The organism is uncultured Halorubrum sp., assembly GCF_937146585.1.
In the GTDB taxonomy this organism is placed as follows: Archaea; Halobacteriota; Halobacteria; order Halobacteriales; family Haloferacaceae; genus Halorubrum; species Halorubrum miltondacostae.
The window spans coordinates 1-8,604 of the sequence record NZ_CAKZRO010000097.1 but is presented as its reverse complement, the minus strand read 5'-3'; the positions used below and the strand labels follow the sequence as shown (position 1 = coordinate 8,604).

12 protein-coding genes are annotated in these 8,604 nt (G+C 72.9%); 4 read left to right on the top strand and 8 right to left on the bottom strand.

Features of this window, described 5'->3' with window-relative positions; translation table 11 throughout:
• Positions 1 to 7: 7 nt before the first annotated feature.
• Complete coding sequence (locus tag Q0116_RS08340; protein ID WP_297886866.1) at positions 8 to 856, bottom strand: SDR family NAD(P)-dependent oxidoreductase; 849 nt, start codon at positions 854 to 856, stop codon at positions 8 to 10.
• 43 nt (positions 857 to 899) lie between these two features.
• Complete coding sequence (gene dgoD, locus Q0116_RS08335) at positions 900 to 2,048, bottom strand: galactonate dehydratase (protein ID WP_297886865.1); 1,149 nt, start codon at positions 2,046 to 2,048, stop codon at positions 900 to 902.
• Between the two features lie 197 nt (positions 2,049 to 2,245).
• Between dgoD and Q0116_RS08330 the strand changes: the two genes are divergently transcribed.
• Entirely contained in the window at positions 2,246 to 2,881 is a 636-nt protein-coding gene (locus Q0116_RS08330; RefSeq protein ID WP_297886864.1) for a bifunctional 4-hydroxy-2-oxoglutarate aldolase/2-dehydro-3-deoxy-phosphogluconate aldolase, read from the top strand.
• A gap of 116 nt (positions 2,882 to 2,997) precedes the next feature.
• A complete protein-coding gene (locus Q0116_RS08325) occupies positions 2,998 to 3,183 on the top strand; it encodes a hypothetical protein (protein ID WP_297886863.1) in 186 nt (61 codons plus the stop codon).
• 27 nt (positions 3,184 to 3,210) lie between these two features.
• Here Q0116_RS08325 and Q0116_RS08320 read toward each other — a convergent pair whose 3' ends face one another.
• Both Q0116_RS08320 and Q0116_RS08315 read right to left on the bottom strand, forming a co-directional pair.
• The gene (locus tag Q0116_RS08320) at positions 3,211 to 4,065 is read right to left on the bottom strand and encodes an ABC transporter permease (RefSeq protein WP_297886862.1); all 855 of its coding nucleotides are present in this window, start codon (positions 4,063 to 4,065) and stop codon (positions 3,211 to 3,213) included.
• Positions 4,062 to 5,129, bottom strand: a complete 1,068-nt coding sequence (locus Q0116_RS08315; RefSeq protein WP_297886861.1) for an ABC transporter ATP-binding protein — start codon at positions 5,127 to 5,129, stop codon at positions 4,062 to 4,064. Before Q0116_RS08315 ends, Q0116_RS08320 begins: the two co-directional genes overlap by 4 nt.
• 57 nt (positions 5,130 to 5,186) lie before the next feature.
• Here Q0116_RS08315 and Q0116_RS08310 point away from each other — a divergent pair, with 57 nt between their 5' ends.
• Together Q0116_RS08310 and Q0116_RS08305 are read left to right on the top strand one after the other, a co-directional pair.
• Positions 5,187 to 5,645 (top strand): hypothetical protein, encoded by a 459-nt coding sequence (locus Q0116_RS08310; RefSeq protein ID WP_297886860.1) that lies wholly within the window; start codon positions 5,187 to 5,189, stop codon positions 5,643 to 5,645.
• 237 nt (positions 5,646 to 5,882) lie between these two features.
• Entirely contained in the window at positions 5,883 to 6,341 is a 459-nt protein-coding gene (locus Q0116_RS08305) for a hypothetical protein (RefSeq protein WP_297886859.1), read from the top strand.
• 113 nt (positions 6,342 to 6,454) lie between these two features.
• Here Q0116_RS08305 and Q0116_RS08300 read toward each other — a convergent pair whose 3' ends face one another.
• The 4 genes from Q0116_RS08300 to Q0116_RS08285 are packed head-to-tail and all read right to left on the bottom strand — an operon-like array spanning position 6,455 to position 8,565.
• Positions 6,455 to 7,399 (bottom strand): ABC transporter substrate-binding protein, encoded by a 945-nt coding sequence (locus Q0116_RS08300; RefSeq protein ID WP_297886858.1) that lies wholly within the window; start codon positions 7,397 to 7,399, stop codon positions 6,455 to 6,457.
• A gap of 48 nt (positions 7,400 to 7,447) precedes the next feature.
• Positions 7,448 to 7,633, bottom strand: a complete 186-nt coding sequence (locus Q0116_RS08295) for a hypothetical protein (RefSeq protein ID WP_297886857.1) — start codon at positions 7,631 to 7,633, stop codon at positions 7,448 to 7,450.
• 57 nt (positions 7,634 to 7,690) lie between these two features.
• Positions 7,691 to 7,957: a hypothetical protein gene (locus Q0116_RS08290; protein WP_297886856.1), complete on the bottom strand. Its 267-nt coding sequence runs from the start codon at positions 7,955 to 7,957 to the stop codon at positions 7,691 to 7,693.
• Positions 7,954 to 8,565, bottom strand: a complete 612-nt coding sequence (locus Q0116_RS08285) for a class I SAM-dependent methyltransferase (protein WP_297886855.1) — start codon at positions 8,563 to 8,565, stop codon at positions 7,954 to 7,956. Before Q0116_RS08285 ends, Q0116_RS08290 begins: the two co-directional genes overlap by 4 nt.
• Positions 8,566 to 8,604 lie beyond the last annotated feature (39 nt).

Genomic DNA, 8,604 nt, shown 5'->3' with positions numbered 1-8,604 from the left:
GCGCCGGTCACGCCTCGTCTTCGGCGGAGTCCTCGCGCGCCCGGTAGTCGGGGAGCACGTCGTCTTGGAGCACCGCGCCGCGGCCGCCGTCGACGAGCAGCGCCGAACCGGTGACGTACGCGGCGTCCTCGCTCGCGAGGAACGACACCGCCCCGGCGACGTCGCTCGGCGTGCCGATGCGCCCGGTCGGGTGGATCGACTCCACCTCCTCGAACCGCCCCTCCGGGAGTTCGTCGCGGGTGCGCTCGATCTCCACCCAGCCCGGGACGACCGTGTTCACCCGGACGCTGGGGCCGAAGTCGACCGCGAGCGAGCGCGTCATCCCGTTGATCCCGGCCTTCACCGCGTTGTACGGGAAGTGCTTCGGCATCGTCGCGTGCGCGTGGTTCGACGAGACGTTGACGATCGCGCCCCGGTCCATGTGTTCGAGCGCCGCCCGCGCCGCCAGCCAGTACGCCCGGAAGTCCGTCTCCACGACGAACGCCCAGTCGTCGAGCGACGCCTCGTCGGCCGCGGTCTCGGTCTGGACGCCGGCGTTGTTCACGAGCACGTCGAGCGAGCCGTGCGCCGCCACGGCCGCCTCGGCGAGCGCGGCGACGTCCTCGGGGTCGCGCATGTCCGCGCGGACGAAGACCGCGTCGCCCGCGTCCCCGCCGGTCGCCTCGTCGATCCGCTCGACGACCGCCTCCCCGGCGTCCTCGCTCCGGCCGCTGACGACGACGTTCGCGCCCTCGGCGGCCAGCCGCTCCGCGATCCCCGCGCCGATGCCGCGGGTCGATCCCGTCACGATCGCCGTCTGTCCGGCGAAGCGACCGGGCACGGCGTGTTCGCGCGGCGAGTCGTGGCGCCGGGTCATTGCTCTCCTCGCGATCGCCCGCGGCGTGTGGGTCCCCGCATCGTCACCACTCCGCGACGGAGCCGTCGGCGTGCCGCCAGACGGGGTTGTGCCAGTCGACGTCGCCCGCCTGCTCGCGGACGTAGTCCTCGTCGATCTCGACACCGAGCCCGTCGCCGTCGGGGACGTCGACGAACCCCTCCTCGTAGTCGAACACGGACGGGTCGGCGAGGTAGTCCAGGACGTCGCTCGTCTCGTTGTAGTGAATGTCGAGCGACTGCTCCTGGATGAGCGCGTTCGGCGTACAGGCGTCGACCTGGAGACAGGAGGCGAGCGCGATCGGTCCGAGCGGGCAGTGGGGCGCGACCGACACGTCGTACGCCTCGGCCATCGAGGCAATTTTCTTCACTTCGGTGATGCCGCCCGCGTGCGAGACGTCCGGCTGGATCACGTCGACGGCGTCGGCCTCGAGCACCTCCTTGAACTCCCACCGAGAGTACATCCGCTCGCCGGTGGCGATCGGGACGGTCGTCGACGCCCGGATCGCCGGCAGCGCGTCGTTGTTCTCGGGCAACACCGGCTCCTCGACGAACATCGGGTCGTACGGTTCGAGCGCCGCCGCCAGCCGCCGGGCCATCGGCTTCGACACGCGGCCGTGGAAGTCGACGCCGATGTCCACCTCGTCGCCGACCGCCTCCCTGACCGCCGCGATGCGGTCGACGGCGTCGGACACCGCCGCGGGCGCGTCGACGGCGCGCAGCTCCGCGGTGGCGTTCATCTTCAGGGCGGTGAACCCCGCGTCGACCTTCTCGCGGGCGGCCTCGCCCACGTCGGCCGGGCGGTCCCCGCCGATCCACTGGTAGACGCGGACGCGGTCGCGGGCGCGGCCGCCGAGCAGCTCGTGGACCGGGGCGCCGAACTGCTTCCCCTTCAGGTCCCACAGCGCCTGGTCGATCCCCGCGATGGCGCTCATCAGGACGGGGCCGCCCCGGTAGAAGCCCCCGCGGTACATCGTCTGCCAGTGGTCCTCGATCCGCGTCGGGTCCTCGCCAAGCAGGTAGTTGTCGAGCAGCTCTTCGACCGCGGTCGCGACCGTCCGGGCCCGCCCCTCGACGACCGGCTCCCCCCAGCCGACCGCGCCGTCGCTGGTGGTCAGCTTCAGGAAGAGCCACCGGGGCGGGACCTCGAACAGTTCGTAGTCGGTGATGTGCATTGTCGGGTCGGTTCCGTGGTGTCGACAACGGCTGGAGCCGATTAAAAACGGGACGGTCGGCGGATCGGCGAGTCGGAGCAGTCGGCAAGTCGGGTCGGAGCGGTCGGTGGGACGGGGCAGGGTGGTCGGAGGGCCGAGACGATCGCTCCGCCCGCCGAACGGGGCCGATTTAAGAGCCTCGGCGGCGGAGGGCCGCCATGCGACCAGACAGCGTCGAGCGGATCGCGGAGACGGGCGTGATCGCCATCCTCCGCGGCGTGAGCGTCGAGGACGCCCCGGACGTCGCCGCGGCGGTCACGGAGGGCGGCGTGGCGGCCCTGGAGATAACGGCGGACACGCCGAACGTCACCGCGGCCATCGAGGCGGTCGCGGACCGCGTCGACGCCGCGGTCGGGGTCGGGACCGTCCTCGACGCGGAGACCGCCCGGGCGGCCCAGCTCGCCGGCGCGGAGTTCGTCGTCACGCCGACGGTGAACAGAGCGGTCATCCGCACCGCGAACCGGTACGGCACGCCGATCGCGGCCGGGGCGTACACGCCGACCGAGGCGCTCGACGCGTTCGAGGCGGGCGCCGACTTCGTGAAGGTGTTCCCCGCGAAGACCGGCGGCCCGGCCCACGTCGCGGCGCTCGGCGGGCCGCTCTCGCAGATCCCGCTCGTCCCGACCGGCGGCGTGAGCGCCGACAACGCGGGGGCGTACGTCGAGGCCGGCGCCGCGGCCGTCGGCGTCGGCAGCGCCATCGTCGACCGCGACGCCGTCGGGGCCGGCGAGTACGACCGGATCGCTGCGAACGCGCGAGCGGTGGTGGAGGCGGTGGCGACCGCGCGGGAGTGACGCGAGACGTCGGCCGTGCGGGGGTGAAACGTGGGTGGCGACCGCGACGGCGACGATCCCCGCCCGGGAGTCGCCGACCCGGCACGTACATACCCCTCCGCGATCGTCGGTCGGATATGCGGAGATCCCGAGCGATACTCCTCGCCGGCGGCGCGGCGGCCGGCGTCGCGGTCGGACTGCTGCTGCTCGTCGGCGCGCCGCGGTCGGTCGTCCCGACCGGCGCGCTCGGCGCGGCGATACCGGTGGCGATGATCTACGCCGTGTTGACGGCCGCCGACGCCGACGCCGACGCGTCGGGTTAGACGGCCTCGGCGGCCGTGGCGGGGCGCTCAGTAGTCGCCGAGCACGCCGAGCCGCCGGGCGCGCGCCGTGGCGTACTGGAAGACGAGGTAGCCGCCGAACAGGTAGCCGAGCGCGACGGCGACGAGCAGCGCCAGATCGGCGAGCGGGAACTCCCACAGCCGCACCCCGTCGACCATCGCGCGCTGGAGCATGGCGCTGCCGTGCGCCAGCGGGAGCACCCGCGTCCACGGCAGGTCGAAGACGGGCGCGGAGATGAGGGCCACGAACCCGAACTGGAGCAGGTTGAGCCAGTTGCCGATCCGCTTGTACAGCACCGTCACGCCGCCGGCGGCGAAGCCGAGGCCGAGCACGGAGACGATCGACAGCCCCGCGACCGCGACCACGGTGACCGGGGCGAGGCTGAGCCGCGTCCCGGTGATGAGGAGCATCGCGGCGAGGATCACCGCGCTCGTGATGAAGGTGCGCACCACCTTCGCGACCCCCTTCAGCAGCGCGACGGGCGCGAAGCCGAACGGCGTGGTGATGTGGCGTTCGAGCGTCCCCCACTGCACCTCGCTGCCGATGTCGTTCGACACCGACGAGTACGCGCCCACCGACAGCGTCCACAGGAAGTAGCCGACGACGATCCCCTCGATCGAGTCGGTGAGCGCCTGCCCGGCGAGCAGCTGCCCGCCGAGGAACAGCGCCCCGAAGAAGAACAGCGACACCACGATCCCGCCGATCGCGTTGGCCGGGTACCGCACGAAGATGAGGAACTCGCGATAGAGGACCGCCCGCGCCAGGTGGTAGTAGGTTGCCGAGCGGGGGTCGTCGCCGGCCCGCGCCGCGTCGCCGGTCCCCTCGGTCGCCGGCTCCTCCGGCGGCGTCGCGTCCGCGCTCACGGCGACTCACCGCCGAGCGAGGCGTCGGACGCGGTGCCGGTGCGTTCGAGGAACACCTCTTCGAGGTCGGGCTGGACCGTACGGACGTCCGAGACCGTGACGCCGGCCGCGCGGAGCGCGTCGGCCACGTCGTAGAAGCGGTCGCCGCCGGCCGCGACCGTCACCGCGGGCGGGCGCGCCTCGCGGTCGACGTCGAGGATCTCGAACGACTCGCGGAGCCCCGCGACCGTCTCGGCGTCGAGGTCGGGGCTCGCCACCCGGACGGCGTCGCGGTCGGCGGCGTCGAGCAGCGCCTCGACGCCGTCGTCCGCGACGATCCGCCCGTTCGACAGCATGACGACGCGGTCGCACACCGCCTCGATCGTCGTCATGTCGTGGCTGCTGACGACGATGGTGAGTCCCTCCTCGACCGCCAACCGGCGCAGCTCCGCCCGGAGCGTCCGCGCGCTCTCGACGTCGAGGCCGAGCGTCGGCTCGTCCAAGAAGACGAGCTCCGCGCCGCCCGCCAGCACGCTCGCCAGCGACACCTTCTGTTTCATCCCCCGCGAGAGGTCGCGGACGGGCGTGTCCGCCTTGTCGGCTAAGTCGAGCCGGTCGAGCAGCCGGTCGTGGCGCGCCGCCACGGAGTCGGGGTCGACCCCGCTGATCGTCGCGAAGTACCGGAGGTTCTCCCGGACGGTGAGCCGCCAGTAGTCGTTGCGCGCGCCCTCCAACATCGCGTCCACGTCGGCGTACGCTGTGCGGCGGCCGTCGCGCACGTCCGTCCCGAACACCCGGACCGACCCCGCGTCGGGGATGACGATCCCGAGGGCGCACTTGATCAGCGTCGTCTTGCCCGCGCCGTTCGGCCCGAGCAGGCCGACGACGGAGCCGCGCTCGACCGTGAGGCTCACGTCGTCGACCGCCGTCACCGCGTCGTCGCCCTCGCCGAACCGCTTGGTGAGCCCGTCGATCGCGAGGGCCGGCGGCCCCGACCGATCGGCGGGCGACTCCTCGCCGCGTGCCGCGTCCGTCTCGTCGCGCTCGCGGGGACCGCCGCGCGCGCTCGTCGCGCTCCGTGCCATCTACCCCCCGGTACGCGCCGGCGGCGGATATATCCGCGCTCGCCGGTGATCCCGCGTGTGGACCTCGACCGCTTCGCCGCCGACGCCCCCGACGACGACGCGCCGGACGACGCCCGCGTCTGCGTCGTCGCGACGCAACCGGACACCTTCGAGCGCTGCCGCGCGGGCTTCTACCCCGCGCCGCGCTCGTACGACCGCACCCGCGCCGAGTTCGACTACATGGCCTTCTACCGCACCGCCCCCGTCTCCGCGGTCACACACTACGCCCGCGTCGTGGACCGCACCGAACAGGCGCGCGGCGACCCCGGCCCGATGGACGAGAGCGACTGGGCGGCGCTCATCGATCCGTTCTCGGAGGAGCGCGTCGTGGTCGTCTTCGAGTTCGACGAACTCGTGCCGCTCGATAGTCCCGTCGAGAACGACCTGAACGGCGTGCGCGGCGCGTGGTACTGTACCGTCGCCGACCTCCGCGAGGCGGGGACGCTGTCGGGGCTGCGCGACCGGGCGGAGACCTGAGCGGACGGTCGAGCCCCCGCTTCTCCCGAATTACGCCACGAGTGAGAGCTCGGCGAGACGCTGCCGAACACGGAGCGGGGACCTACTGAGAGACCGCAGGCACGCTGAAAACGCGTCAACTGGCAGAAAACACTTACTACGGCGCAGACAGCGCTCAACGTGTGCGGAGCGTGCCCGCGAAGAACTACGGTGGAAGTATGAGACGGTCACAACGAGGCGGGAGACGGGGTGAGCAGTGTGGGGACTGAGGAGAGTGACGCGGTGAGTCGTCGCGGAGTCGGCGTTGCGGCGCTCGCAGTGGCATCGAGCGGGTGTCTCGGCTATCCGCCCGATAAGAGGGAGTCGGCGCTCGAAGTCGTCTCGGTGTCCGACGAGGGACCGGTCGCGTCGGCGAGCGTCCACGTCGATCCGGGAATCCTTCCGCGATTGGGCCCGCTGGTCTTCAGGATACAACTCAAGGAACACGAACCCGAGTGGCAGGGGTCTGTGATCAAGCTCTGGCCGCCGGCGGGGAATCCCGACTCCGAGGAGTACACGCCGGATTTAGAAGCGGTGTCACTGGAGAACGCACACCGGGCGCCGGGGACGTACAGGGTCAGTATCATGACCCCGAACAGTATCGAAGGTGGAACGGCGTTCGCGAGCGCGGAAATCGTCGTGGAGCGGAAGCCGAGTACGGCCGACGGGAGTTCGTGAATCGACCCCGTCTCGATCGGTTCCGAGCCGGAGTCGACAGCCGTATTCGGCGACCGGTTCTTATCCAGCGCCGAGCCGTGTGACGGGGCCACGCCGCCGCCTCGCTCTCACCCTCAGCCACCATCTGCGCGCACGGACGGCGTCGCGGCGTCGTCGACGGGCGCGATCCGGTCGTTCCCGGCCGGCGCGGTCGCGGCGTGCTCGGGGTGGAGGCACGCGAACAGCGTCTCCAGCGAGTCGACGAGCCGGTGGCTCGGGCGGTTGAAGAGGCCGTTGCCGTCGACCGCGTAGGTACGGCCGTCGGCGACCGCGGACAGGTCCGCGAAGCCGGGTCGGTCGGCGAGGTCGCCGACCGCGTCGACGGCGCGGTCGCGGTCGAACCCGCAGGGCGCGACGACGAGCGCCTCGGGGTCGAACGCGCGCACGTCGTCCCACGCGACCGGCTCCGAGGGGCCGTCGGGCTGGAACGACGGGTCGCCACCCGCGATCGCGACCATGTCGCGCACCCAGTGGCCCGCGCGGATCGGCGGGTCGGTCCAGTCGAGGACGGCGGTGCGCGGGCGGCCCTCGTCGGCGACCGCGCGCTCGGCGCGCTCGCGGACCGCGTCGACGCGCTCGCGGAGGTCGGCTCGGAGGGCGGTCGCGGCGTCGGTCGCACCGACGGCCTCGCCGATCCGCACGACGTCGTCGAGCGCGTCCGCGAAGGAGTGCGGGTCGCACGCGAGCACGTCTGGCGCGGGGTCGAGCCGCTCGGCGGCCGCGCGGACCTCGCTCGCGTCGACCGCGCAGACGTCGCAGGTCGCCTGCGTGACGAGCAGATCGGGTTCGAGGGCCGCGAGTCGCTCCGTATCGAGGTCGTAGACCGCGCCGTCGACCGCCCGCATCTGCGCGTCGATGTCCGCGGCCGAGCGGTCCTCGTGGTCGACGACCGTGCTCGTCAGCGTCGGGCGCTCGCGGGCGGCGGTCGGGTGGTCGCAGCTGTGAGAGACGCCGACCGGCTCGACGCCGAGCGCGAACAGCGTCTCGGTGGCGGAAGGCAGCAGTGAGGCGACGCGCATGGACGGAGACAGGCGCTCGACGGGCAAAAGCGAGGGGGCCGGCCCGCGCTACCGGGCGGGGAGCCACGCGAGGAGGGGGCGCAAGACGACGGAGCCGGCGTACAGCAGCGTCGCGACTCCGAGCGCGGCCGACGCCGTGCGGAACCACGGCGCGGTCGGAGCGTCGAGCGTGTTCAACAGCGTGACGGCGAGCAGGGTACTCAGGAGGGCGAACCGCGAATCGCGCCGGTCCATACCTGGCCGTGGGTGCGGCGGGTGAAATCGTCGGTGCTCTCGCGGCGGACGCGACGCCTACGCCGCGACGGCCTCCGCGGTCGCGGTCGCGTAGGCGGCCGCGAGATCCGCGTTCGGCAGGGCGTCGAGCGCCGCCGTACAGCCCCACCGAACGCGGTCGCGCCGCTCGCCGGCCGGGAGCTTGTTCGTCGCCACCGTCTCGGCCGTGTCGAGGGCGGCCCGCGCGGTCGCCTCGTCGCCCTCGGCCGCCGCGGTCGCGGCCGCGGCGAGCAGCTGTTCGAGGCTCGCACGGACGTCGTGGGGGACCTCGTCGGCGTCGGTCACGGGTCGGTCGTCCCGTCGAGCGTCGCGAGCGCGAACTCCGTGCTGCTCCCGAGCGGGTCGGTCGCGGTCATCGTCTCGACGGTCGTGAACCCCGCCGCCCGAAGCTGGTCGAGCGTGCGCTCGCGGCCGGGCGCGGAGAAGAACATCCGACCGCCCATCCAGCCGCGCCGGACCGTCTCGAAGCGGCCGCCGGGGAGCGTCGTGAGGAGTCGGCCGCCGGGGCGGAGGACACGGGCGAACTCCGCGTACACCGCGGGGTGGCGCTCGCGCGCGACGTGAAACACCGCGTGGTACGCGGTGATCGCGTCGAAGCGGTCGGCCGCGAACGGGAGCGCCGACATCTCGCCGTGGACGAGCCGGGCGTCGGGCACCGTCTCGCTCGCGAGGTCGAGCCCGCGGCGGGAGACGTCGAGCCCGACGCTGCCCGGCGGGAGGTTCGCGAGGGTCCGGGCGCCGTCGCCGCAGCCCACGTCGAGGACGGCGGGGTCGGGCGGCAGGTCGGCGAGCAGGTCGTCGATCAGCGCCGCGTCCGATCCGTCCGGATCGCGGCGGGCGGCGTACGTCTCCGCGACCTCGTCCCACGCGCGGCGCACGGCGTTGCGGTCCATACGAACCGATCGGGCGCGAGAGACATGACTGTGCTGCCG

Bases quoted from the DNA above. Each gene is read 5' to 3' on its own strand.
- Q0116_RS08340 (WP_297886866.1), bottom strand. From the start codon at position 856: ATGACCCGGCGCCACGACTCGCCGCGCGAACACGCCGTGCCCGGTCGC.
- dgoD (WP_297886865.1), bottom strand. From the start codon at position 2,048: ATGCACATCACCGACTACGAACTGTTCGAGGTCCCGCCCCGGTGGCTC.
- Q0116_RS08330 (WP_297886864.1), top strand. From the start codon at position 2,246: ATGCGACCAGACAGCGTCGAGCGGATCGCGGAGACGGGCGTGATCGCC.
- Q0116_RS08325 (WP_297886863.1), top strand. From the start codon at position 2,998: ATGCGGAGATCCCGAGCGATACTCCTCGCCGGCGGCGCGGCGGCCGGC.
- Q0116_RS08315 (WP_297886861.1), bottom strand. From the start codon at position 5,129: ATGGCACGGAGCGCGACGAGCGCGCGCGGCGGTCCCCGCGAGCGCGAC.
- Q0116_RS08300 (WP_297886858.1), bottom strand. From the start codon at position 7,399: ATGCGCGTCGCCTCACTGCTGCCTTCCGCCACCGAGACGCTGTTCGCG.
- Q0116_RS08295 (WP_297886857.1), bottom strand. From the start codon at position 7,633: ATGGACCGGCGCGATTCGCGGTTCGCCCTCCTGAGTACCCTGCTCGCC.
- Q0116_RS08285 (WP_297886855.1), bottom strand. From the start codon at position 8,565: ATGGACCGCAACGCCGTGCGCCGCGCGTGGGACGAGGTCGCGGAGACG.